This window comes from Sphingomonas sp. Sph1(2015), from assembly GCF_001970915.1.
Taxonomy (GTDB): domain Bacteria; phylum Pseudomonadota; class Alphaproteobacteria; order Sphingomonadales; family Sphingomonadaceae; genus Sphingomonas; species Sphingomonas parapaucimobilis.
This window is the reverse complement of the sequence record NZ_MQUI01000037.1, coordinates 1-23,594: the sequence shown is the minus strand read 5'-3', so window position 1 is coordinate 23,594 and position 23,594 is coordinate 1. Positions and strand designations below refer to the sequence as shown.

Sequence of the window (23,594 nt, the reverse complement as noted above, 5' to 3'; positions counted from 1 at the left end):
ACCGGCCGGGATCGTTGACGCCGATCGGACCATTTCGCGCATGACTGAACTCGCTTCCCTCCAGGGGCAAACGCCCTTGTCCGCTCCCCCCCGGGGACCGCTGCCGCATGATTCGCACGTGCTGGCGGGCATCAACCGCATCCTGCAGGAAGCGCTGCGCGCCTCGACCGAAGAGGAGCTGGGCCAGCTGTGCCTGGCGGTGGCCGAGGACCTGACCGGCGCGGCATTCAGCTTTTTCGGCGAGCGGCGGGACTCGCACGACCGGCTGGACCATATCGCGATCAGCGAGCGCGGCTGGGCCGCCTATGCGGGCAACGATCCGGATTTCAACCAGCGCGAGCTGCCCAACGGTATGAAGATCCACGGCATTTTCGGCCAGGTGATCCTTCAGGACCGCAGCATGATCGTCAACGACCCCGCCAACCATCCCGACCGGGTGGGCACGCCGGAGGGTCACCCCATGTTGCGCAACTTCCTGGGCGTGCCGCTGCGCCGCGACGGCGAGACCTTCGCGATGTTCGCGCTCGGCAACCACCCGACCGGCTTTACCGAGCGCGAACGCGCCATCGCCGAGGAACTGGCCCCCGCCATCGTCCAGGCCCTGTTGCGCAAGCGCGCCGAGGTGGCGTCGCGCGCCAGCCAGCGGCGGCTGCTGAGCCTGATCGAGGGCATCCCCCAGCTGGTCTGGACCGCGACGCGCGACGGGCAATGGACCTGGGTCAGCCCGCAATGGGTCGCGATGACGGGGCTCAGCGTCGAGGAGAGCCTGGGCCTTGGCTGGCTGGCCGCCGTGCATCCCGACGATCGCGATGCGGCGCGTCGATTCTGGAACGGCGCGGGCGAGCATGGCGAGCTGGCGATGGAGGGGCGGCTGCGCCACGGCCAGACCGGCCGCTATCGCTGGTTCAAGACGCGCGCGACGCCGGTGCGCGACGATCACGGCACCATCGTCGAATGGTTCGGCACCTCGACCGATATCGACACGTTGCGCCGTCTTCGCGAGCGGCAGGAGACCCTGGTCGCCGAATTGCAGCACCGGGTCCGCAACATCCTGACCATCGTCCGTTCCATCTTCACCCGCACGGTCGAGAGCGGCGGGCCGATCGACGAGATTTCGGATCATTTCCGGGGGCGGCTCGATTCGCTGGCGCGGACCCAGGTGGTCGCGACCCAGACACGGTCGGGCCGGGTGGACCTGGAAAACCTGATCCGTGACGAGCTGTTGGGCGTGGGCGCGATCGAGGACGACCGGCTGTCGATCGAGGGGCCGGACATCTCGCTGCCCGCGGATACGGCTGAAACCATGGGCCTGGCGATCCATGAATTGACCACCAATGCCCTGAAATACGGGGCGCTGCGCCATCCCGCCGGACGGCTGTCGATCGCCTGGGCGATCGAACTTAAATCAAATAGCGAATGCGAACTGATTGTAAAATGGGATGAAACGGGTGTACCAGCAATGCCGGTCCCGCCTGTACGTCAGGGATTCGGGACCGAGTTGATCCGCGAAGCCTTGCCTTACGGGCTGGGCGCACGGACCAGACTGGAATTTCGCGGTGGCGGCGTCCTGTGTGTGATAACGCTACCATGGGCCGTAGATGACGTCGACGCGTCAAACCGGAGCACCGAGGGATGAACCGCCGATCGCCGCTGGCTGACAAGCGTATCCTCGTGGTCGAGGACGAGTATTTCATCGCCCGCGACCTCGAACGTGCGCTGCGCGCCGCCGATGCGGTCGTGGTCGGTCCCGTCGCCACGCTGGAACAGGGGCTCGACATTGCCGAGAACCAGCCGCTCGACGCCGCGGTGCTCGACGTCAATCTGGCGGGGGAGCGCGCCTTCGAGATCGCCGACCGCCTGTCGGCGCGCGACGTGCCCTGGACCTTCCTGACCGGCTATGACGAATGGGCGCTGCCCGCCCCCTATCGATCGGCCTCGATCGTCGCCAAGCCGTTCCAGCCGGATCGCATCATCCGCGCGATCGGCGCCCTGATCCCCGACAAAGGATGCGCATGACCTCTTTTTCCGCCGCCCTGTCGTCCTCCGCCACCGCGTCCGAGGGGATCGCCACCGCCGCGATCCGTCGGCTGACCGCGCTGACGCCGCTGGCCGATGCGGACCTCGCGCTGCTCGACACCGCCGCCGACCGCGCGTTGACCTATCCCATCCGTCACGCCTTCCAGACGATCGGTCGTCCGGTGGCCGCCCCGCTGCTGCTGCTGCAAGGCTGGGCCGCGCGGGTGCGGATCCTGCCCGACGGGCGGCGGCAGTTCATGAGCTTCTACCTGCCCGGCGACGTCATCGGCTCGGCGCATCATGCGCGCCCCATCGCCTCTGCGACGGTGGTGGCCATCACCGAATGCGTCGCCTGCCCCGCCCCCGTCGCCGCCGCCGGATCGGGGCTGGCCCAGGCCTATGCGGTCGGCGAGGCGCTGGACGAGGCCTATCTGCTGGGCCATGTCGTCCAGCTCGGCCGGTTGAACGCGCAGGAGCGGATCGGCGACTTCCTGCTCGAAATCTATGAGCGGCTGTCGCTCGCCGGGCTGACCGTGGGCGGCAGTTTCGAAATGCCGCTGACCCAGGAGATGTTGGCCGATGCGCTGGGGCTGACCCCCGTTCATGTCAACCGGATGATCCAGCAGGCGCGGCGCGACGGCGACCTGATGTGGAAGTCCGGCCGCGTCCTGCTGCGCGATCCCGAACGTACCGCCCGCACCATCGGCCGGTTGAGCCCGCAAGTGACCGACACCCAGACCATGCCACAGGCCAACCCGGCCTGATTTGGAAAATTCCTCCCTGCAAGGGGACGGAGGGGTGTCCCGCCATCAAGAGGGCGACACCCCTCCGTCCCCTTGCAGGGAGGAAAACACGCTATTGAACACCCACCATTCCCGCATCATCGTGATGGCTTTCTGACCAGCGCGGCCCGTTTCACACGGACGTCATCAATTTTACGCCAAGCTGACACCGACCGATCATAACGCCCCCGCCGAACCGGCAAGACAGCCGATGGGGGATCAAGACATGCTGACGTTTCGTAGCCTGCTGAAGGCATCGGTCTCGCTTATTCTCGTGACCGGCCCTCTGGCCGCCCACGCCCAGGACAGCGCAGGCGCCGCCGCCGCCGCCCCGCAAGCCGCGCAGGCGACCGATGCGGGAACCGAGGGCGAGGATATCGTCGTCAACGGCACCTATGCGCGCAGCCTGGCGGCGGGCATCGAGACCAAGCGCCGCGCGGCGTACGGCGTCGACTCGATCAGCTCGACCGATATCGGCAAGTTCCCGACCCAGAATGTCGCGGAAGCGCTGCAGCTCGTCCCCGGCGTGGCGATCACCCGCCCGCGCGGCGAGGGCCTGTATGTCAGCGTCCGTGGCCTGGGGCCGCAGTTCCAGAACACGCTGATGAACGGCCGCACCATCGCGCTGAACGACCTGATCGAGAATGGTGGTGCTGCCGGGCGTCAGTTCCGTTTCGAGATGCTGCCCGCCGAGTTCACCTCCAGCATCGACGTGGTGAAGACGCCGACCGCCGACATGAGCGAGGGCGCGCTGGGCGGCAATATCGACGTCAAGACCTTCCGCCCGCTGGAGGTCGGCAACAAGACGACCGTCAACATCCGCGGCACCTATACGACCCAGACCAAGGACGTCCGCCCGAACGTCACCGTGCTGACCAGCGCGAAGAATAGCGACGGCACCTTCGGCATCCTGGCGGGCGCGCAATATTGGGGCAAGACGGTCCGCAACGACCGCTTCATGAACTTCGGCTGGCTGCTCAACCGCTATACCTCGCCCCAGGCGGGCGGCGCGCCCACCGGCCTCTATTCGCCGACCCGCACCCGCCCCACCGTCGAGACCGAGGATCGCAAGCGCATCTCCGGCATCGTCTCGGCCCAGTGGCAGCCGACGCCCGAGCTTCAGACCACTTTGGACGTCGTCGCGACGCGTCTGGACGTCGCCTATGACGAGTTCGGCCTCGACATCTATCCCGATGACGGCGGCACGGTGCTGCAGCCCGGCTATACCGTCACCGGCGACACGATCACCAAGGCGACGATCAACAATGTCCGCTTCATGGCGTCGCGCGAATACAGCCTCAACCGCGACGACCTGCTGACCATGGGCCTGAAGCAGGCGTGGAACCCCGATCGCTGGCACGTGACCGCCAATGTCAACTGGTCGGCGGCGCACAGCTATCACCCCGATTACCGCACCGGCACGGTACGCAGCCGCGCCTTCTTCACCGGGCCGCTCAGCTATGACGCATCGGCGGGCTATCAGACGATGCCGACGCTCACCACGCCGGTCGACGTGACCAACCCCGCCAATTACCGGCTGTACCCATTCAACATCGCGCCCAAGGACAGCAAGGACTGGGATTTCTATTCGCGCCTCGACATCGCGCACGACTTTGACGGTTTCCTGTCGAAGCTGGCAGCGGGCGGCGAATATCACTGGCGCAAGCGCGACTATTTCCGCCGCGACTTCATCGTGAACCCGCCTGCGGGCACGCCGCTCACCACGCTGGGTTCGGGCGCCTATCAGCCGATGCCCTATGACGACTTCCTGGCGGGCGTCGGTGGCAATGCGTTCCGCAACTGGCTGGTGCCGGTGACCCAGGCCTATGTCGGCAATCTCTTCACCCCCGCCGTCGCCGCCTCGCCGTTGACCGCGGGCGACCTGCGCTCGTCCTTCATCGTGTCGGAAAAGATCGCCGCCGCCTATGTCCGCGCCGATTACCAGTTCGATGCAGGGTCGGTGCCGGTCAGCGGCAATCTGGGCGTCCGCTATGTCCACACCGATCAGGTGGCGAGCGGCACGCTGACCAGCGGCAACACCGCGACCCCGGTCAGTTACCCCAAGACGTTCAACAACGTCCTGCCCAGCTTCAACCTGCGCGCCGACCTGTCGCAGAAGCTCGTCGGTCGCCTGGCCGCCAGCCGGGTGCTGACCCGTCCCAACGTCACCGACACCGCGCCGCGCATCACCGTGTCGACCGACGCGCCGACCGCCAGCGGCGGCAACCCGCAGCTGGTCCCCTTCCTGGCGACCCAGTTCGACGGATCGCTGGAATGGTATTTCGCGCCGTCGGGCATGTTGTCGGGCGCGGTCTTCTACAAGGCGATGGACGATTACATCACCCAGTCGAACACCGAGATCGCCATTCCGGGTCGCGGCATCGTCCGCCTGTCCAGCTCGGTGAATGGCGGCAATGCCAAGGTGTACGGCGCGGAGGCCGCGTACAGCCAGGTCTTCACCTTCCTCCCTGCGCCGTTCGACGGTTTCGGGGTGCAGGGGTCCTATACCCATACGGAAGTGAAGGCCGATTACACGGCGGGCTCGCGCACCATCAAGGACCAGCTGATCGGCCTGTCGAAGAACAGCTTCAACCTGGTCGGCTTCTACGACAAGGGGCCGCTGTCGGCGCGCCTCTCCTATGTCTGGCGCGACAAGTATCTGTCGAGCACGGGCAGCACGGTGCAGGCACCGACCTATGTCGCAGCGTTCGGGTCGCTCGACGGCCAGCTCTCAGTGCGCGCCGCCGACAATCTGACGCTCAGCCTGGAGGGCATCAACATCGCGGGTGCGCATCAGGACACCTATAACGACAGCAAGATGCGCTTCGGCGAAATCAACTATTACGGCCGGACGATCCTGTTCGGCGTGCGGGCGGAGTTCTGATGAAGGCTTTCCTCACCCTGGCGGCGGTCCTCGCGACCGCCGCTCCGGCGCCGAAGGCACCCTTGCGGATGAACGACGTGCAGGTCGTCGGTTCGCACAACAGCTACAAGAAGCGGATCGCGCCCGCCGTCTTCGCCGAACTGGAGCGACGTGATCCCAGGCTCGCCGCCGCGCTGGATTACGACCATCTGAATCTGGCCCAGCAGCTGGACCGGGGCGTACGCCAGTTGGAGATCGACATCTTCGCCGACCCCGAGGGCGGTCGCTTCGCGCATCCGATGGGTGAAAGGCTCGCGCATGCGGCGGGCCAGCAGACCGGCTTCGACGAGGCCGCGATGATGAAGCCGGGCTTCAAGGTCTTCCATATTCCAGAAGTCGACTATCGCTCCTGCGGGACGTTCAAACAGTGCATCGGCCAGATCGATGCCTGGTCGCGCGCGCATCCGCGCCACCTGCCGATCATGGTGACGATCAACGCCGCCGACCGGCCGATCAACAAGCCCGGCGTCACCGATCCGCTGCCGCTGACCGCGCCGTTGCTCGACGCACTGGACGGCGAAATCCGCGACGTGCTGACGCCCAACCGGATCATCACCCCCGATGACGTGCGCGGCGATGCGCCGAGCTTGCGCGAAGCCGTGACCACCCAGGGCTGGCCGACGCTGGAGCGTGCGCGCGGAAAAATCTACTTCGTGCTCGATACGCCATCGGACGTGTCCGACCGCTATCGCGCCGGCCACCCCTCGCTGAAGGGGCGTCCGATCTTCGGCTGGTACGATACCGACCAGCCCGAGGCCGCGGTCGAGATCGTCGGCGATCCGCGCACCGACGGCGCGAAGATTCGCGAGTGGGTGAAACAGGGCTTCATCGTCCGCACCCGCAGCGATGCCGACACGAAGGAGGCGCGCGACAACGACCATGGCCGCCAGCAAGCCGCGATCGACAGCGGCGCGCAGGCGGTGTCGACCGATTACTATCCCGGCGCGCCGACGCGAAGCTGGAGCAAGGGGTTCACCGTGACGCTGCCCGGCGGGGTGATGGAGCGCTGCAACCCGGTGACGCAGCCCGCCGACTGCACGTTGCCGAAGTAACCAAATCCTCCCCGGTACGGGGAGGTGGCAGCGCGCAGCGCTGACGGAGGGGGGCTTTCACGGAGGATGTCCTGTGTGGCGATCCCCCTCCACCAGCTTCGCTGGTCCCCCTCCCCGTGCCGGGGAGGATTGATGGCCGCCCGCTGACGCCCTTTTCATGTCCGGGCAAGCCGGGGTTCAGCCTCTATCCGCCATATTATCCTCCGAAGAAGCCTGCGCCCAGACCGTTGGCGGCAGGCGGTAACGGAGAGCGAGGCATGGCGCGGATCGCTTCCTGGCTGCTAGTGACATCGGCGCTGACGGCGGCAGTTCCGGCCCATGCCGCCGATCCGGCGCGGGATGCCGCCTGGGCCGAACGGCTGGGCTGGGGACCGTCCGCCGCGCCCGACACCAGCCCCGCGCCGGGCAGCGATGCCTGGCTGCGCCACCAGCTCGACGACCGGCTCGATCCCCTGCCCCCGGCGGTGCAGGCGCAGATCGATGCGATGCGCATCTCGAAGGAGCGCGTCGCCGCGCTGGTGGTCGAGACCGACGCGATGCAGCGCGACCTGAAGGCGATCACCGACCCCGACCAGAAAAAGGCCGCGCGCGATGCCTATCAAAAGGCGATGAACGGGCTGGCCGACGAGGCGCGGCAACGCTTCGTTCTGCGCGCGCTCTATTCGCCCGACCAGTTGCGCGAGCGGATGACGTGGTTCTGGTTCAACCATTTCAACGTCCAGGCGGGCAAGCGCGACATCCGCGCGATGGTCGGCGATTATGAAGAGACGATCCGCGCCCATGCGCTGGGCCGGTATCGCGACCTGCTGGAGGCGACGCTGCGCCACCCGGCGATGCTGCGCTATCTGGACAATGACCAGAACGCGAAAGGCAAGATCAACGAGAATTACGCGCGCGAGATCATGGAGCTGCACTCCATGGGCGTCGGCTCCGGCTACACGCAAGCAGATGTGCAGGAGCTGGCACGCATCCTGACCGGCGTCGGCGTCGACCAGAAACCCGATGCGCCCAAGCTGAAACCCGAGCTTCAACCGCTCTACCTGCGCGCCGGACTGTTCGAGTTCAATCCGGCGCGCCATGACTTCGGCACCAAGCATTTCCTGGGTCATACCATCCAGGGGTCGGGTTTTGGCGAGGTCGAGCAGGCGCTGGACCTGATCGCCGAGAGTCCTGCGACCGCGCATCATGTAAGCCTGAAGCTGGCAACCTATTTCATGGGCGACAAACCGCCGCCCGCTTTGGTCGACCGGATGGCGGCGACCTTCCGCAAGACGCATGGTGACATCGCCGAGGTGCTGAAGACCATGATCCGGTCGCGCGAGTTTTCCGGCTCGCTGGGCAGCGGCTTCAAGGACCCGGTCGGCTATACGCTGTCGGCGGTGAGGCTGGCCTATGGCGACCGCGCGATCACCAATCCGCAGCCGGTGGTCGGCTGGATCCGCCAGATGGGCGAAGGGCTGTACGATCACGAGACGCCCGATGGTTACGACCTGTCGAGCGCGGCCTGGTCCGCGCCGGGGCAGATGGCGACGCGCTTCGATATCGCACGCCAACTCGGCAATGGCGCGGCGCGGCTGTTCCAGCCCGCCGATACCCCACCGGGCACCCCGCCCCCGCCCTCTCCGCCGCCGGTGCTGAAGGGTTCGCCCATCCTCGCCGCGCGGATGCCCTCGCTGGGCAAGCCGACGCTCGCCGCACTGGGCCAGGCGCGGTCCCAGGCGGAGTGGAACGCGCTGTATTTCTCGTCGCCCGAATTCATGCACCGATAGGAGGATCGCATGATGCTTCCCCATATCCACCGCCGCGATCTGCTCCGTGGAGCCGCCGCGCTCGCCCCCATGGTGATGGCGGGCCGCGCCTTTGCCGCACCGCAGGCGGGCAGCCGGTTGCTGGTCGTGTTCCTGCGTGGCGCCTATGACGCGGTGAACATCGTCGTGCCGAGTGGCAGCGACTTCTACCACCAGTCGCGCCCGACCATCGCGCTGCCCAGGCCCGATCCGGCGAACCCGAACGCCCCGCTGCCGCTCGACGCCGACTGGGCGCTGCACCCCGCATTGAAGGATACGATCCTGCCGCTTTGGCAGGCCAAGCAGATCGCCTTCGTGCCGTTCGCGGGCACCGACGATATGAGCCGCAGCCATTTCGAGACCCAGGACACGATCGAGCTGGGCCAGCCGGTCGGCGGCCACCGCGACTATGGCTCGGGTTTCATGGCGCGGCTGGCGGGCATACTCGGCACGACCGAGCGCCCGATCGCCTTTACCGACCAGCTGCCTTTATGCTTCCGGGGTGGCGAGGACCCGATCCCGAATCTCGCGCTCGCCAATGTCGGCAAGCCGATCGACCAGCGCCAGGCCGCGCTGATCCAGAGCATGTATGCCGGGCACCCCGACCTGGCCCGTTCGGTCAGCGAGGGCTTCACGGTGCGCGACACCGTGTACAAGACCCTGGACCAGGAGATGAAGGCCGCCAGTCGCGGCGCGGTGTCCGCCAAGGGTTTCGCATTGTCGGCGCAGCGGATCGGCACGCTGATGCGCGACCGGTTCAACCTGGCATTCGTCGATGTCGGCGGCTGGGACACGCATGTGAACCAGGGCGGCGCGACCGGCTATCTGGCCGACCGGATCGGCGATCTGGGGCGCGGGCTGGCGAGCTTCGTCCAGGCGATCGGGCCGGACGCATGGCGCACCACGACGGTCGTCATCGTGTCGGAGTTCGGCCGCACCTTCCGCGAAAATGGCGACCGGGGCACCGATCACGGCCATGGCAGCGTCTATTGGGTGATGGGAGGCGGGGTATCCGGCGGCCGCATGGCGGGTGAGCAGGTCGCCCTGTCCGCCGCCACGCTCAACCAGAATCGCGACCTGCCCGTGCTGACCGATTACCGCGCGCTGATCGGCGGGCTGGTCGGGCGGCAGTTCGGCCTGTCAGGCGGCCGCCTCGCGACGTTGTTCCCCGACACGCGCCCGGCCGATCTGAATCTCGTCTGACCCGGCTTCATCGCGACCGGCCCGTGCCCGGATATCGTCCAGCACGTCATCCAGCGTCAGCCCGGCCAGCTTGTTCTCCAGCGCCTCGCGCACCGGGGTCAGGATCGATTCCAGGCTGGAGGTGATATGCCGGTCGATCATCCCCTCGCCTTCGGGCGGCTGGCGGTGAAAGGCGAAGAAGTTGCGGTCCTCCACCGCCTCGTACACATCGACCAGTCGGATATGGGACGATGGCCTGGCGAGCATCGCGCCGCCGCGATTGCCCAGCTGCGACCGGGTCAGCCCCGCCGCGGCCAGCCGCAGCAACAGCGCACGGACCACGGCCGCGTTGGAATTGACGCTGACCGCGATATCCTCGGAGCGCAACGGCGTATCGCCATGCTCCGCCATCAGCGCGAGCATGTGCAGCGAGACGACAAAACGAGTACTGGTCGGCAAGAAACTGCGCTCCCCTATCCACCTGCCCCGCGACCAACGCCCTTCTTCCAGGAGCGTTGCGGGTTTGTATCACGATCGGATCATGGCGGGGTTAGCCGCTATAATCCATGTTATATTTATACCAATATACTACGTTAACGCGCCAATCATCCACCGTATCCCACTCTTCACCCCCCGTTTTGGGGTAAGCGGATGCATGAAAAGGGGCAGAGCGGCCAAGCCGGATTTTGCCATGATGGCGACCGCGCCGCTCATCGGCGCAAGGACCCCCGCCGGGCAGGTGCGGAGCGGCATGGTCGAGCGCTTCGTCGTGATCGCCTTGACCGTCGAGAGAGGAGCGATGCCGATGGGAGGGGCACTGCCGCCGGTCGACGGCACCGCCGGGCCGCGTGGCGGGATGATTCGTTTCGACCGCCACGACCTGAAGGGTCAAGACCAATGGCGGACCCATCGCCACCACGCTCAACCCCGCGCTGCTCCGCGATTCGGGCGATACCGATCGACCGGGCTCAGCGCGTCGCCCCGGGCAGGCGGATCTCGAACAGCTCGGGCCAGTTCTTGCCGGTCACGAAGATCCGGTGCTTGGCCCGGTCATAGGCGATGCCGTTGGCGACCGAATCCCGATCGGTCAGCCCGACCCGCGCGACCAGATCGCCGAGGTCGACCACACCCGCGACCACGCCCGTCGCCGGGTTGATCCGCACGATATAGGGCGTCATCCAGACATTGGCCCAGACCTGCCCGTCGATATATTCCAGCTCGTTCAGGTTGCGGAGCGGCCGTCCGTTCACCGTCACGTCCAGCGTGCGGGCGACCTTCATCGTGGCGGGGTCCAGGAAGCGCAGGCGCGGCGTACCGTCCGACAGGATGATGTGATGCCCGTCATCGGTCATCGCCCAGCCTTCGCCGTCATAGCGCCATTCGCCCAGCTTCTTCAGCGCCGGGCGGCTCCAGCGGAAACCGCGTCCGCCATGCCAGGTGACGCTGCGCAGCTCGCCCCCCCAGGCGACGATGCCCTCGCCGAACAGGCCATCGGGCACGGTCGCGCGGCGCAGCGTCTTGCCGGTCGCCAGGTCAACCTGGCGGATGACGCTCTCCCCCTCGCGCCCGGTGCTTTCGTACAGCGTGCCGTCGGCGATCAGCAGCCCCTCGGTGAAGGCCGTCGGGTCGTGCGGGAAGGCATGGACCAGCACGGGCTTTTCGATCGGCGGCGGAGTCGGCGCGGCGGGCTGCTGTGCGGCGGCGGGCAGCGCCAGCGCCAGGACCAGCGGCAGGATGGCGCGGATCACAGCGTGCGCACCAGCCGCGCCACCCGCGCGATCCAGGCGGGTGCGGACACCGTCACCCCCGCCGCCCCGGGCTCCAGCGGCAACAGGCGCAGCGTATCGGGCATCACACCCGCCAGCCGGGCAAAGACATAGCCGCCGGCGGCGCGGGGCACGAGGATATCGCGATTCATGGCATCGGCGAACCTATCGGGGCCGAGCGGTTCGCACCAGAGCTCATCGCCCGCGCGATAGTCGCCGACCGCGCCGCTGACCGTCACCGCCAGCATCCCCGGCGTCGCGCAAGGCGGCGACACCGAACGCGCGCTGCGCGGCGCCACGGCGCCGCGCGGACCGAGCAGCGCGGCGACCGGCAGGGTCTCTCGGATCGGCAGCGTCACCAGATCGGCGGGCGTGCAGCCCAGCGCGGCGGCGATCCGGTTCAGCCAGGGCAGCGAGACGGTGCGCGTGCCCATTTCCAGCCGCCCGATCGTCTGTGGCGTGGTGGGGGGCGAGCAGGCGCGGGCGACATCGTCCAGGGTCATCCCCTTGGCCCGGCGCACTTCGCGGATCGCGGTAATCATCCCCTCTTCCCCTTCCGTCCTGCCAGCCATGCCGCCGCTCGCGCACATCTGGCGAAGCCGGTCCGTCTGGGCTAAGCGCCGATGCCTGTTCAGTCGGAGTTATCGCGATGCGGTTCGGCCTCGTCAAATGCCATGGATCGGGCAATGATTTCCCGATGATCGACGCCCGCGACCTGTCGCTGACCGAAGCCGAATGGGCGGGCGTCGCGCGCGCGCTGGCCGACCGGAACGGGCCGGTGGGCGGCGACGGCCTGCTCCTGCTGGTTCCCGGCGACGATCGCGCCGCTTTCGGCATGGTGATGCGCAACAGTGATGGCAGCGAGGCGGAGACCTGCCTCAACGGCGTACGCTGCGTCGCGCGTGCGGGGTTCGAGGCTTTGGGGATCGGCGCGGCCACGGTGCGGCTGAAGACCTCGCACGCCGATGCGGTCCATGACGCCGACCTCGCACCCGGCGTCTATACGGTACGCGAGACGGCAGGCCCCGCCGGGCTGTCGACCGCCGCCTGGCCGATCCACGGCGCACCCGACCGTCTGGTCGAGGCGGTGCTGCCGATGCTCGACGCGGACAAATGCTTCACCGCCGTCACCATGCCCAACCCGCATCTCGTCCATTTCGTCGAGACGGTGGACGAAGCCGATCTCGTCCGCCTGGGCGAAATCTGCGAGGCCGCGCCCGACTGGCTGCCCAACCGCGCCAATGTGTCCTTCGTCGAGGTGCGCGGGACGTCGCTGTTCGTGCGCACCTTCGAGCGTGGCGTCGGCCTGACCGACAGCTGCGGCAGCGCGATGGCCGCATCCACCTATGCGGCGTGCCTGACCGGGCGGATCGCCTGGGACGTGCCCACGGTGGTGTTCAACCGCGGCGGCCTGGTCCGCGCCTTTGCGGGCGAGGACGCGATGGTGACGCTGTCGGGCAATGCGACCTATGAATGGGCGGGGTCGGTGACGGTCGACCTGGCGAACGAAACGGCGAGCGATCTGGTGGTGGAGCGGCGCTTTCCCGAAGAAATCGCTGCCTGGGACGCCGCCAAGCGGGGGTAATCCTGTCATCCGTGGCGAGAGGTGGAACGTGCGCTTCGACTTCGCTCAGCGTGAACGGAGATTGGTGAGCCACCTCAGCCCCACCCCCGTTCAGCCTGAGCGCAGTCGAAGGCCACGGGACTGACCTCGCCGCGAACGCGGTGCGTGCACTTCGACTTCGCTCAGTGCGAACGGGTGTTGGGATTATCAGCACCCTCCGTTCAGCCTGAGCGCAGTCGAAGGCCAAGGGACAAGCCCCGCCACGAGCGCCGGGCGCGCACTTCGCCTTCGCTCCGCGCGAACGAAGGGGGACTTGGAACGTCCGGCCCCACGCAACACCCCGCCGCCCGGTGCGTTCTGCCCCTATGCTTCCCGTCCGCCGCCAGATCGCCGACCAGATACGCGACGTGGTGGGCAGCCATGCGATCGACCTGACCCGGCCACCAGGGGATGACGGGCTGTTCGGCCCTGGCTCCGCGACATGGACCGTCCATGGCGACTTCACCGCGATGATGGCGGGCGGGATCGCCTCGCTGCTGGTCCAGATGCTGCACCCTGCCGCGCTGGCGGGCGTGTGGGACCATAGCGATTTCCGCCGCGACATGGCGGGGCGGCTGCGGCGGACGGCGGGGTTCATTTCCGTCACCACCTATGGCGCGACCGAGGCGGCCGAGCGGATGATCGCGCGGGTGCGGGCGGTGCATGATCGGGTCAGCGGCACCCTGCCCGACGGCACACCCTATTCGGCGAACGATCCGCATCTGTTGACCTTCGTGCATGCCGCCGAGGTCGACAGCTTCCTGCGCGCGCACCGCACCTATCGCGATCCGGACTTTTCCGATGCAGAGGCGGATCGCTATCTGGCCGAGATGGCGACGATCGCCCGCCGGCTGGGGGCCGGGCAGGTGCCCGAGAACCGGCAGCAACTGGCGCGTTTCCTGGACGCGATCCGCCCTGAACTGCGCGTCGATGCGCGAACGCGGGCGGTGGCGCGCACCCTGCTCAACCAGCCCGCGCCCAGCCCCGCGCTGGCGCCGGTCAGCGGCTGGCTGACCCAGGCGGGTATCGCGCTGCTCCCCGACTGGGCGGCACGTCTGCATGGGCTGGACGGTTACGGCGCGGTCAAACCGGCGATCCGGGCGGGCACGCGGCGGCTGGGCGGCGCGATCCGCTGGGCGCTGGCGGGTTAGGCGGGATGAAGTTAGGTTGATTCGGGCCTGCCCCACTCCCCTTCAAGGGAGGGGTGGATCAGACCTATGTCATCATGCTCTAGGAATTTTCCAGACGCCGCAGCGCGTTCAGATACCCCCGCATCCCCTCGAGCGCACGGTCGGTCAGCACCATGAAGGCGCGGCGACGATCGGCCGGATCGGGCTGGCGCGCGAACAGCCCCGCCTCGGTCATCTTGCCGATCCAGCGCAGCGCGGTGGTCGGCGCGACGGCGGCGGCGATGCACAGGCTGGACACCGACACCCGCGTTCCCTCCAGATGCGCGGCATAGAGGTCGAGCAGCATGTCCCAGGCCGGTTCCTCGAACAGCCCGCCCTCGAAAAACCCGTCGCGCAGCCGCCGGGCGCGGATCATCCGGCGGACCCGTTCGGCATCGCCCGGCTGGGCGCGCGGCGGGGCGGCGTGGAAGCTCTGGTGCCGGTCGCCGACGCCGCCGCGCCGGTCCTCATCCTCCTGCACCGACAGCCTTGCCAGCGCCTCGGCGATGCGCGCGACCTCGGCGTTCAGCTTGCGCAACCGTTCGGACTCGCCCTCGCGGACATAGGCGTGGAGCAAAGCCGCGCCGCCATGGCTGGCCCCCGCCACCGCCAGCGCGGCGACCAGTTCCAGCGGGCTGGCGTCGCACAGCATCGCCACACGCGGGCCGATCAGCATCGCGGCGACCAGATCGATATCCCCCGTCGCCATGCTGACCACGATGGGCAGATCCAGCGCGGTGGCGACCGCGTCGATGCGGGCGAGCGCGATCTCCATCGCAGTATCGTCCGCGCCGTGCGTGTCGACCAGCAGCAGCGGCCGCCCCGCCTGTTGCCCGATCTCCGCCGCCACATCTGGCCAGGGGACATGGCGCAGCACCCGCCCGCCCGCCTGCCGCACCAGATCGCCCGCCGCCTGCGCCAGCGCGGGCGCGCCGATCACCACGACCGCAAAGCCGGTGCCGTAAAGATCCTGTTCGTCCACGCTCGTCCCCCGCCGCCCGCCATGCGGGCTGGTGCATCGTCACGGTCGCGACGGTACGAGCGGCGCGAGGCCCCCGCCCCTTCGCCCATGCACCGATGCGACCCCGACCGACGTCCGGGAGTCGACGTCAGTTACGAATCGGACACTCAGCCGAGTGCCTTGACGATCTCTTCGACCATCTTCTTGGCGTCCGCCAGAAGCATCATGGTGTTGTCGCGATAAAATAGCTCGTTATCGACGCCCGCATAGCCGACACCGCCCATCGAACGCTTGATGAACAGCACCGTCTTGGCCTTTTCGACGTCGAGCACCGGCATGCCGTAGATGGGCGAGGACGTGTCGGTCTTGGCCGCCGGGTTGGTCACGTCATTGGCGCCGATGACGAAGGCGACGTCGGTCTGGGCGAATTCGGCGTTGATGTCCTCCAGCTCGAACACCTCGTCATAGGGCACGTTCGCCTCGGCCAGCAGGACGTTCATGTGGCCGGGCATCCGACCCGCGACCGGATGGATGGCGTATTTGACGCGCACGCCTTCCTTTTTCAGCAGGTCACCCATCTCGCGCAGGACATGCTGCGCCTGCGCCACCGCCATGCCGTAGCCGGGGACGATGACGACCTGTTCGGCCTGGCTCATCAGGAAGGCCGCATCCTCGGCGCTGCCGCGCTTCCACGGGCGATCGATGGCCGCGCCACCGCCGCTCGCGCCCGCATCGCTCGCGCCGAAGCCGCCAGCGATGACGCTGATGAAGCTGCGGTTCATCGCCCGGCACATGATATAGGACAGGATCGCGCCGGATGAGCCGACCAGCGCGCCGGTGATGATCATCGCGCTGTTGTGCAGCGTGAAGCCCATCGCGGCGGCGGCCCAGCCCGAATAGCTGTTCAGCATCGACACCACGACCGGCATGTCCGCGCCGCCGATGGGCACGATCAGCAGGAAGCCGATGGCGAAGGACAGGATGGTGATCGTCCAGAAGATCCAGGGCGACTGGTCCCGCGTGAACATGGCCACCAGGATGACGATCGCGCCCAGCAGCCCCGCGTTCAGCGCATGGCGGCCGGGCAGCAGGATCGGCTTGCCGCCCATATTGCCGTTCAGCTTCAGGAAGGCGATGACCGAGCCGGAGAAGGTGATCGCGCCGATCGCCACGCCCAGCGCCATCTCGACCCGGCTGACGACATGGATGCTGGCAAAGGGCTGGCCGATCATCGGCACCACCATGTCGGCGATGTCGAAGGCGACCGGGTTCAGGAAGGCGGCACAGGCGACCGCGACGGCGGCGAGCCCGACAAGCGAGTGGAAGGCGGCGACCAGCTGCGGCATCGCGGTCATCGCGATGCGGCGGGCGGTGGTGATGCCGATTAGAGCGCCCAGGCCGATGGCGGCGAGGATTTCAAGGACGGCGACCCAATCGACGCCTTGATCGTCAAAGTTGCGCCCCCCCTCCGGCAGAGCAAAGGGCACGTGCGTCACCAGCGTTGTGACCACAGCGATGCCCATACCGATCATGCCGAAGCGATTGCCCCGCTGGCTGGTCGTCGGGCTGGACAGTCCGCGCAGCGCCAGGATGAAGCACACCCCCGCCACCAGATAGGCGAGCGAGACGAACGGATTGGCGGCTACGGCCTCGACCGCCGGGGCGAGCGGCGCAGGTGGCACGGGGGCGATCACGAGCGCTTCTCCTTCTTGCGGTACATGGCGAGCATCCGCTGCGTCACCGCAAAGCCGCCGAAGATGTTGATGCTGGCCAGCACCACCGCCGCCAGCCCCAGCCACTTGGCCACGCCCGAGCCCGTCGCCCCCGACGTCGCCGCCGCCGCGATCAGCGCCCCGACGATGATGACCGAGGAAATGGCGTTGGTCACCGCCATCAACGGCGTGTGCAACGCGGGCGTCACCGACCAGACGACATAATAGCCGACGAAACACGCCAGCACGAAGATCGACAGGATCGCTATGAAGTCCATCTTATTCCTCCCCGGCACGGGGAGGGGGACCGCTCGCCGAAGGCGAGTGGTGGAGGGGGGCCGCCGCCAACGAGACGATCGAGGCGGCGACCGCCCCGGCATCTCGCAGGATGTCGGCGGCTCCGATCCGCATAACCCTGTACCCGTTGTCGTTCAAATATCGGTCGCGCGCGGTGTCGCGGACGGGCCGCGTTTCAAAGCCGTGAATGGCACCGTCGACTTCGACGATCAGGCGCGCTTTCGAGCAAAAGAAATCGGCGACGTAGCATCCGACCGGGTGCTGCCGTCTGAATTTGATGCCGTTTGGGGACCTGCGGAGTTGCTGCCAAAGCATCACTTCTGGCAGCGTCATTGTCCTTCGCAGTTTGCGCGCCAGCGATACTTCGGGCCGTGGCATTTGCCGCACGCCCCCTCCACCGGCTTCGCCGGTCCCCCTCCCCGTTTCGGGGAGGATCATGCCGAAAGCCTCGGATTCACCACCTGGCCACCGCGGGTCAGCCGGATCGCGTCGCCGATCTCGGAATCCAGCACCGGTCGCCCGGCGTCCTTGTCCCAGAAGGCGGCCAGGAAATTGTGCAGGTTGCGCGCGAACAGCGCCGAGGCGTCAGCGGCCAGACGGCTGGGCATGTTGCGGTGGCCGATGATCGCCACGCCGTGCCGCGTCACGATCTCGCCCGGCACCGCGCCCTCGACATTGCCGCCCGCCTCGACCGCCAGATCGACGATGACGCTGCCGGGACGCATCGTCGCGATCTGCGCATCGGTGACGAGGCGGGGCGCGGGGCGGCCGGGGATCAGCGCGGTGGTGATGACGATATCCTGCTTGGCGATATGCCCGGCGACCAGTTCGGCTTGCGCGCGGCGATAGTCCTCGCTCGTCTCGCCCGCATAGCCGCCGGTGCCTTCGCCTTCGATCCCCGCCACGCCTTCGACGAAGATCGGCTTGGCCCCCAGCGACTGGATCTGCTCCTTCGTCGCCGAGCGCACATCGGTCGCCGATACCTGCGCGCCCAGCCGCCGGGCGGTCGCGATCGCCTGCAGCCCCGCCACGCCCACGCCCATGACGAACACACGCGCCGCCGGGATCGTCCCCGCCGCGGTCATCATCATCGGAAAGGCACGGCCATAGGCACTCGCCGCCTCCAGCACCGCCTTGTAACCCGCCAGGTTCGACTGGGACGACAATATGTCCATCGACTGGGCACGGGTGATGCGCGGCATCCAGTCCATCGCCAGCGCCTCCAGCCCCGCCGCCGCATAGGCCGACACCAAGTCCCCGCGACGGAACGGATCGAACGCCGCGACCACCCAGGCGTCCGGCGCGGTCCCGGCCAGCGTCGCGGGGTCGGGCGCCTGCACGGCCAGCACGATCGCCGCCCCCGCCAGAATCTGGCCACGTTCGCCGACCTGGGCACCCGCCTGTTCATAATCGCTGTCGGCGATACCCGCCCCGAGCCCGGCGCCCCGCTCCACCGCCAGCGTCGCGCCCAGTGCGGTCAGCTTCCTGACGGTTTCCGGCGTGGCGGCGACTCGAGCCTCATCGGCCGCCGTTTCGCGCAGCACCGCGATGCGCAGCGCCACCGGATCAGGCGATCAGCCAGAGGACGATCGCCACCAGGATGGCGGCGACCACCGCACCCCATTTGAGCATGCCGATCATCAGGTCATAGGTGGCGACATGCGCCTTCATGCCGCCGGGGCCGTTGTTGATGCCGGTGTCGTTGCCCGCCATGATCCTCACCTCCGCTATCGTCCTGCCGCCGTGACCCGCGCCGCATGAACCTGTCGGGAGCTTATTCGACGGGCCGCCGGGATCAACCCTGAAACGACCGGCTCGAATCCTCGCAGCGTTCGGGGCGATCCGCCAACCATCTCAAAAGTGATCCGCGGCCCGGCCTGTGGCAAAAGGGATTGTCCCTAATTAACGCAGATTTTAACAAAGTTGCGCTATAGGGTGGCGAATTGGGGTTACAGGACAAGTTATGACGCGCAACGGCCAACGTTTGCTGCTGCTGATCGATGACGAGCCGGCACAGCAACGCCTGATCGCGGCGCTGGCGCAGCGCGGCGGCTGGCGGACCCTGTTCGCGACGGATGCCGATATGGCGGCCTCGGTCCTGGGTTCGGCGCAGGGGCGGGAACTCGACGCCGTGCTGATCGACCATTGGGCGCCGGGCACAGATGCCACCGCGCTGATCGCCGACTGCCACGCCCTTCGCCCCGAACTGCCCATCCTGATGCTGACCGCCAATGACTCGGTGGCGCAGGCGGTGGCGGCGATCCGCGCGGGCGCGACCGACTTTCTGGTCAAGCCGCTGGCCCCCGAACGGCTGCTCGCCGCGCTGGAGGCCTGTGTCGCGGGCCAGACCAGCGGCGAACTGCGCCCGCTGACCGAGAAGATTCCCGCCCTTCTCGCCTTTGACGAGATCGTCGGCGACGCCCCCGACTTCCGCGCCGCGCTGGCCGTCGCCGCCAAGGCCGCGCGCACCCGCGCCGCCGTCCTGATCGAGGGCGAGGGCGGCGTCGGCAAGGAATCGCTCGCCATGGCAATCCATGCCGCCTCGCCCCGGGCCGAGCGGCCGATGGTCAGCGTCAACTGTTCGACGATCGCGGCCAACCTGCTCGACAGCGTGATTTTCGGCCATGAGGAAGGTGCCTTTGCGGGCGCGTTCGAACGGCGCATCGGCCAGATGGTCGAGGCACACGGATCGACGCTGTTCCTCGACGAGGTCTCGGGGATACCGCCCGAAACCCAGGCGCGGCTGCTCGACATGCTCCAGACCGGCACGATCCTGCCGCTGGGCGCCCGCCATGCGCGCGAAGTCGATGTGCGGATCATCGCCGCCAGCGACGTGCGGCTGGTCGAGGCGGTCGAGGCCGGGCGGTTTCGCGAAGACCTGTATGACAAGCTGAACGTCACCCATGTCGCGGTGCCGCCGCTGCGCGAGCGCGCCGACGATATCGCCGCGCTGACCCGTCATCTGCTCGACCGCATCGCGCAGCAGCCGGGCCTGCGGCGGCTCGACATTACCGAGGACGCACTCGACCTGCTCCGCCGGTACGACTGGCCGGGCAATGTCCGCCAGTTGCAGAACGCGCTCTTCCGCGCCGCCGTGCTGTGCGAGGGCGATGCGCTGACCACCGCCGATTTCCCGCAGATCGCCTCGCTGGGGGATCGCCCCTCCGCCACGACGGGCGCGACGGCGGGCAGTCCCAATGGCGGGATCAGCCTGTTCCGTCCCGACGGCCATCTCCGCGCGCTGGAGGATATCGAGGCCGACGTCATCCGCCTGGCGATCGGCCATTATCGCGGCCGCATGACCGAAGTCGCCCGGCGGCTGGGGATCGGCCGCTCGACGCTCTATCGCAAGCTCGGCGAACTGGGCATCGACAACGCGGCGTAAAAATTGATCCTCCCCGGCACGGGGAGGGGGACCAGCCGCAGGCTGGTGGAGGGGGCGTGCCGCAAGGGACGACCAGCGTCGAAGCCCCCCTCCGTCAGGCCTTCGGCCTGCCACCTCCCCGTGTCGGGGAGGATCAAAAAATCCTTACCACAACACCCCGTCGACCGGCTTCATCGGTTCGGGCGCGGGGTCGCCGATCGCCTGGAGCAGGTCGATCTCGATCGTCCGGCACATGGCGCTCAGCGGCAGGTCGTGGACGGTGTCCGAAAAGGGATCGACCAGATCGTCGCCGATCTGAAGCGCGGCCAGGAACATCAGGCCCGCGATCGACGAGCCGACCGGCGTCGCAAAACCCAGCGTCTCGACCAGGCCGATAGGTAGCAGCACGCAGAACAGCCGCGTGAAGAAGGCCGGGATGAAGCGATACTGGTTGGGCAGCGGCGTGTTCTTCAACCGCTCCATGCCGCCTTGCGAATTGGCGATGTCGACCAGCACCGATTCCATTTGCGACTGCTGGATGGTGTCGATCCATCCCCGGCGCTGCGCATCGGCGATGCGGCGGCCGGTGCCGTCGAGCAGGCCGTTGGCGGTGTTGGTCCGCGCGAGTGCGGGCTCGGCCTCGCCCTGCGACAGGAAGCGCAGCACTTCGCCATCGACCGGCTGCTTGCGCAACTGGCAGCGCAGCGCGTTCACATAGGCGATCTGGCGCAGCACGATCGAGCGCTTCAGGTCATGGCCTTCGGGTTCGGGCAGGAAGTTGCGCGCGCTGCGGGCGATGTTGCGTGAGGCGTTGATCATCAGGCCCCAGAGCTGCCGCCCCTCCCACCAGCGCTGATAGGCCGAATTGGTGCGGAACCCCAGGAACAGCGCCAGCGCCGTACCGAACAGCGTCAGCGGCAGCGACGGTGCCTTGAACGGCAGGACATAATAGGCGACCGTGACGATCACGTCCCAGATGAACAGCGCCAGCAGCGGACGCCAAACCTCGGCGATGATGATTCGAGTGCGGGGTACGGCATCGACGATCAACTCTGGTCTCCCTCATCATCCACGAGGCGCAGCAACGCGAAAGCGCGTCGATGGATGCGCGACCGAAATAATGACGCGGTGCAATAGGAGAAGGGGTTGGGGCGCCCGGAAACCAAACGTCACGAACAGGCCATATAGTCGCCCTTCGCCCAGGGGCGGGCAAGTGCTTCTTTCCGCGACCATTCCTGCCCCGCGTCGCGGCTGGCCACCGCGCCGGTCCGAGCGGTGACGCTTGCCCGGCACCGACCCGCCGGGCATGACAAAAATATGAGCGCCACGCCCCCGCCCCGCATCCTGATCGTCGCCGGTTCCGATTCAGGCGGGGGCGCGGGGATACAGGCGGATATCAAGACGGTCGCGATGCTGGGCGGCTATCCGATGACCGCGATCACCGCGATCACCGCGCAGAATACGCTGGGCGTGCAGGCGGTCCACCCCGTTCCGACCGACATGGTGATGGCGCAGATCGACAGCGTGCTGGCGGATATCGGCGCGGATGCGGTCAAGATCGGCATGATCGGATCGGCGGGGACCGCCCATGCGCTGGCCGACCGGCTCGAGGCGCTGGACCTGCCCGTCGTGTTCGATCCGGTGATGATCGCGACCAGCGGGTCGGTGCTCGCCGATGCGGACGTGATCGATGCCTTTCGCCGTTTCCTGGGCCTGGCCGCGCTGACCACGCCCAACCTGCCCGAACTGGCCGCGCTGGGCGGTGAAGCGATGGTGCGGCACCAGACGCGTGCGCTGCTGGTCAAGGGGGGGCATGGCGAAGGCCCGGTGATCGAGGACCGGCTGGTCGAGTCCGGGGCGGAGCAACGCTGGCAGCATCCCCGGCGCGACACGACGTCGACCCATGGCACCGGCTGCACGCTGGCCAGCGCGATCGCGACCGGTCTGGGTCAGGGCTTGCCGCTGGCCGACGCGGTCGACCGCGCCATCGCCTTCGTCCAGGCCGCGCTCGCCGCCGCACCGGGGCTGGGCCAGGGCCACGGGCCGATGGGGCACGGCCTGGGCATGGTGCCCTTCTACCATTTGCTCGCCGCGCTCAGCCGCGAAGGCTGGGACGCGGCGGCGTTTGCGGCGCGTTGGGGGTAAAGCCTTATCCTCCCCTGGAAGGGGAGGTGGCAGTGTGCAGCACTGACGGAGGGGGGCTTCCGCACCGGACGACCTTCGCGGCACGCCCCCTCCACCAGCCTGCGACTGGTCCCCCTCCCCGTGCCGGGGAGGATCGTCATCCTTTCCCCACTACCCCACGATAAAGCGCCCTGATGGTCGATAGCACTTTCCCCACGCCCCTGTGCGGTGTGGACGAGGCGGGGCGCGGGCCGCTGGCGGGTCCGGTGGTCGCCGCCGCCGTCATCCTGCCCGCCCAGGGCGTCCCCAGCGGCATCAACGATTCCAAGAAGCTGACCGAAAAGACGCGCGCGCGGCTGTGCGCCGAAATCCGCGCCTGTGCGGTCGTCGGCGTCGGGATCGTCCACCCCGAGGAGATCGACCGGCTCAACATCTATTGGGCGACGATGAAGGCGATGACGCTGGCGGTCGACGCGGTGGTCGAAACGCTGGGGCGGCACCCGGCGCATGTGCTGGTCGACGGCAACAAGCTGCCCAAATGGGGTTACAGCGCCACCGCCATCGTCGGCGGCGATGCCAAGTCGCTGGCGATCGGGGCGGCTTCGATCGTCGCCAAGCATGTCCGCGACGAGATGATGATCGCGGCGGCGGCGCAGTGGCCCGCTTATGGCTGGCACAGCAACAAGGGTTACGGCTCGGCCGTCCATCTGGCCGCCTTGCGCGAACATGGCCCGACGCCGCTCCACCGGCGCAGCTTCGCGCCCGTGGCGCAATGTTATCTGGACCTCTAAATCCTCCCCATCTTTGATGGGGAGGGGGACCGCGCCCGAAGGGCGGGGTGGAGGGGCATGGCCGG

General features: G+C 67.9%; 22 protein-coding genes. 12 read left to right on the top strand and 10 right to left on the bottom strand.

The features are described from left to right. Positions 1-76: 76 nt before the first annotated feature. The 7 genes from BSZ14_RS14015 to BSZ14_RS13985 all read left to right on the top strand — a co-directional run bounded on the left by BSZ14_RS14015 (position 77) and on the right by BSZ14_RS13985 (position 9,763). Complete coding sequence (locus tag BSZ14_RS14015) at positions 77-1,636, top strand: sensor histidine kinase (RefSeq protein ID WP_158069213.1); 1,560 nt, start codon at positions 77-79, stop codon at positions 1,634-1,636. Beyond that, complete coding sequence (locus tag BSZ14_RS14010; RefSeq protein ID WP_042485390.1) at positions 1,633-2,016, top strand: response regulator; 384 nt, start codon at positions 1,633-1,635, stop codon at positions 2,014-2,016. Before BSZ14_RS14015 ends, BSZ14_RS14010 begins: the two co-directional genes overlap by 4 nt. Next, positions 2,013-2,780, top strand: a complete 768-nt coding sequence (locus BSZ14_RS14005) for a Crp/Fnr family transcriptional regulator (RefSeq protein ID WP_042485732.1) — start codon at positions 2,013-2,015, stop codon at positions 2,778-2,780. Before BSZ14_RS14010 ends, BSZ14_RS14005 begins: the two co-directional genes overlap by 4 nt. A 244-nt stretch (positions 2,781-3,024) precedes the next feature. Next, the gene (locus BSZ14_RS14000; RefSeq protein ID WP_241823769.1) at positions 3,025-5,682 is read left to right on the top strand and encodes a TonB-dependent receptor; all 2,658 of its coding nucleotides are present in this window, start codon (positions 3,025-3,027) and stop codon (positions 5,680-5,682) included. Continuing rightward, on the top strand, positions 5,682-6,773 hold the full coding sequence (locus BSZ14_RS13995; RefSeq protein ID WP_241823768.1) for a phosphatidylinositol-specific phospholipase C1-like protein: 1,092 nt from the start codon (positions 5,682-5,684) through the stop codon (positions 6,771-6,773). Before BSZ14_RS14000 ends, BSZ14_RS13995 begins: the two co-directional genes overlap by 1 nt. A 257-nt stretch (positions 6,774-7,030) precedes the next feature. After that, complete coding sequence (locus BSZ14_RS13990) at positions 7,031-8,542, top strand: DUF1800 domain-containing protein (protein ID WP_076711382.1); 1,512 nt, start codon at positions 7,031-7,033, stop codon at positions 8,540-8,542. A gap of 9 nt (positions 8,543-8,551) precedes the next feature. Beyond that, positions 8,552-9,763: a DUF1501 domain-containing protein gene (locus BSZ14_RS13985; RefSeq protein WP_241823767.1), complete on the top strand. Its 1,212-nt coding sequence runs from the start codon at positions 8,552-8,554 to the stop codon at positions 9,761-9,763. Here BSZ14_RS13985 and BSZ14_RS13980 read toward each other — a convergent pair. From BSZ14_RS13980 to BSZ14_RS13965, 3 genes are all read right to left on the bottom strand, one after another. Then, positions 9,701-10,201, bottom strand: a complete 501-nt coding sequence (locus tag BSZ14_RS13980) for an Rrf2 family transcriptional regulator (protein WP_083748264.1) — start codon at positions 10,199-10,201, stop codon at positions 9,701-9,703. The two genes, BSZ14_RS13985 and BSZ14_RS13980, sit on opposite strands and share 63 nt — an antisense overlap. A gap of 509 nt (positions 10,202-10,710) precedes the next feature. Then, on the bottom strand, positions 10,711-11,490 hold the full coding sequence (locus tag BSZ14_RS13970) for a glutaminyl-peptide cyclotransferase (protein WP_076711379.1): 780 nt from the start codon (positions 11,488-11,490) through the stop codon (positions 10,711-10,713). Further along, entirely contained in the window at positions 11,487-12,050 is a 564-nt protein-coding gene (locus BSZ14_RS13965) for a helix-turn-helix domain-containing protein (RefSeq protein ID WP_042485379.1), read from the bottom strand. Before BSZ14_RS13965 ends, BSZ14_RS13970 begins: the two co-directional genes overlap by 4 nt. 107 nt (positions 12,051-12,157) lie before the next feature. Here BSZ14_RS13965 and dapF point away from each other — a divergent pair, with 107 nt between their 5' ends. Both dapF and BSZ14_RS13955 read left to right on the top strand, forming a co-directional pair. Then, on the top strand, positions 12,158-13,093 hold the full coding sequence (gene dapF, locus BSZ14_RS13960) for a diaminopimelate epimerase (protein ID WP_042485376.1): 936 nt from the start codon (positions 12,158-12,160) through the stop codon (positions 13,091-13,093). 344 nt (positions 13,094-13,437) lie between these two features. Continuing rightward, positions 13,438-14,262 carry an oxygenase MpaB family protein gene (locus tag BSZ14_RS13955; protein ID WP_076711378.1) on the top strand — a complete coding sequence of 275 codons (825 nt, stop codon included), beginning with the start codon at positions 13,438-13,440 and terminating at the stop codon, positions 14,260-14,262. A 79-nt stretch (positions 14,263-14,341) separates the two neighbouring features. On the opposite strand, the gene BSZ14_RS13950 is transcribed toward BSZ14_RS13955, so the two are convergent. From BSZ14_RS13950 to BSZ14_RS19150, 6 genes are all read right to left on the bottom strand, one after another. Beyond that, positions 14,342-15,262 (bottom strand): winged helix DNA-binding protein, encoded by a 921-nt coding sequence (locus BSZ14_RS13950; protein WP_076711377.1) that lies wholly within the window; start codon positions 15,260-15,262, stop codon positions 14,342-14,344. Between the two features lie 146 nt (positions 15,263-15,408). After that, a complete protein-coding gene (locus tag BSZ14_RS13945) occupies positions 15,409-16,923 on the bottom strand; it encodes an NAD(P)(+) transhydrogenase (Re/Si-specific) subunit beta (protein WP_076711393.1) in 1,515 nt (504 codons plus the stop codon). Between the two features lie 8 nt (positions 16,924-16,931). After that, positions 16,932-17,231: a proton-translocating transhydrogenase family protein gene (locus BSZ14_RS13940; RefSeq protein WP_076711376.1), complete on the bottom strand. Its 300-nt coding sequence runs from the start codon at positions 17,229-17,231 to the stop codon at positions 16,932-16,934. A gap of 1 nt (position 17,232) precedes the next feature. Further along, entirely contained in the window at positions 17,233-17,628 is a 396-nt protein-coding gene (locus tag BSZ14_RS13935; RefSeq protein WP_076711392.1) for an endonuclease domain-containing protein, read from the bottom strand. A 56-nt stretch (positions 17,629-17,684) separates the two neighbouring features. Beyond that, positions 17,685-18,806: an NAD(P) transhydrogenase subunit alpha gene (locus tag BSZ14_RS13930; RefSeq protein ID WP_076711391.1), complete on the bottom strand. Its 1,122-nt coding sequence runs from the start codon at positions 18,804-18,806 to the stop codon at positions 17,685-17,687. Between the two features lie 10 nt (positions 18,807-18,816). Next, entirely contained in the window at positions 18,817-18,963 is a 147-nt protein-coding gene (locus BSZ14_RS19150; protein ID WP_042485366.1) for an aa3-type cytochrome c oxidase subunit IV, read from the bottom strand. A gap of 250 nt (positions 18,964-19,213) precedes the next feature. Between BSZ14_RS19150 and BSZ14_RS13925 the strand changes: the two genes are divergently transcribed. Beyond that, on the top strand, positions 19,214-20,635 hold the full coding sequence (locus BSZ14_RS13925; RefSeq protein ID WP_076711375.1) for a sigma-54-dependent transcriptional regulator: 1,422 nt from the start codon (positions 19,214-19,216) through the stop codon (positions 20,633-20,635). A 144-nt stretch (positions 20,636-20,779) separates the two neighbouring features. Here BSZ14_RS13925 and BSZ14_RS13920 read toward each other — a convergent pair whose 3' ends face one another. Further along, entirely contained in the window at positions 20,780-21,664 is an 885-nt protein-coding gene (locus tag BSZ14_RS13920) for a bestrophin family protein (RefSeq protein ID WP_042485359.1), read from the bottom strand. A gap of 267 nt (positions 21,665-21,931) precedes the next feature. Here BSZ14_RS13920 and thiD point away from each other — a divergent pair, with 267 nt between their 5' ends. Continuing rightward, positions 21,932-22,759 (top strand): bifunctional hydroxymethylpyrimidine kinase/phosphomethylpyrimidine kinase, encoded by an 828-nt coding sequence (gene thiD / locus BSZ14_RS13915; protein WP_042485356.1) that lies wholly within the window; start codon positions 21,932-21,934, stop codon positions 22,757-22,759. A gap of 173 nt (positions 22,760-22,932) precedes the next feature. Then, complete coding sequence (locus tag BSZ14_RS13910; protein WP_076711374.1) at positions 22,933-23,529, top strand: ribonuclease HII; 597 nt, start codon at positions 22,933-22,935, stop codon at positions 23,527-23,529. The last annotated feature ends 65 nt before the right edge of the window (positions 23,530-23,594 follow it).

Excerpts from the sequence above, each read along its gene's own strand:
- BSZ14_RS13995 (WP_241823768.1), top strand. The coding sequence starts at position 5,682 with ATGAAGGCTTTCCTCACCCTGGCGGCGGTCCTCGCGACCGCCGCTCCG.
- BSZ14_RS13990 (WP_076711382.1), top strand. The coding sequence starts at position 7,031 with ATGGCGCGGATCGCTTCCTGGCTGCTAGTGACATCGGCGCTGACGGCG.
- BSZ14_RS14010 (WP_042485390.1), top strand. The coding sequence starts at position 1,633 with ATGAACCGCCGATCGCCGCTGGCTGACAAGCGTATCCTCGTGGTCGAG.
- BSZ14_RS13955 (WP_076711378.1), top strand. The coding sequence starts at position 13,438 with ATGCTTCCCGTCCGCCGCCAGATCGCCGACCAGATACGCGACGTGGTG.
- BSZ14_RS13965 (WP_042485379.1), bottom strand. The coding sequence starts at position 12,050 with ATGATTACCGCGATCCGCGAAGTGCGCCGGGCCAAGGGGATGACCCTG.
- BSZ14_RS14005 (WP_042485732.1), top strand. The coding sequence starts at position 2,013 with ATGACCTCTTTTTCCGCCGCCCTGTCGTCCTCCGCCACCGCGTCCGAG.
- dapF (WP_042485376.1), top strand. The coding sequence starts at position 12,158 with ATGCGGTTCGGCCTCGTCAAATGCCATGGATCGGGCAATGATTTCCCG.
- BSZ14_RS13940 (WP_076711376.1), bottom strand. The coding sequence starts at position 17,231 with ATGGACTTCATAGCGATCCTGTCGATCTTCGTGCTGGCGTGTTTCGTC.
- BSZ14_RS13985 (WP_241823767.1), top strand. The coding sequence starts at position 8,552 with ATGATGCTTCCCCATATCCACCGCCGCGATCTGCTCCGTGGAGCCGCC.
- BSZ14_RS13910 (WP_076711374.1), top strand. The coding sequence starts at position 22,933 with ATGGTCGATAGCACTTTCCCCACGCCCCTGTGCGGTGTGGACGAGGCG.
- thiD (WP_042485356.1), top strand. The coding sequence starts at position 21,932 with ATGAGCGCCACGCCCCCGCCCCGCATCCTGATCGTCGCCGGTTCCGAT.
- BSZ14_RS13925 (WP_076711375.1), top strand. The coding sequence starts at position 19,214 with ATGACGCGCAACGGCCAACGTTTGCTGCTGCTGATCGATGACGAGCCG.
- BSZ14_RS13935 (WP_076711392.1), bottom strand. The coding sequence starts at position 17,628 with ATGCCACGGCCCGAAGTATCGCTGGCGCGCAAACTGCGAAGGACAATG.
- BSZ14_RS14000 (WP_241823769.1), top strand. The coding sequence starts at position 3,025 with ATGCTGACGTTTCGTAGCCTGCTGAAGGCATCGGTCTCGCTTATTCTC.
- BSZ14_RS19150 (WP_042485366.1), bottom strand. The coding sequence starts at position 18,963 with ATGGCGGGCAACGACACCGGCATCAACAACGGCCCCGGCGGCATGAAG.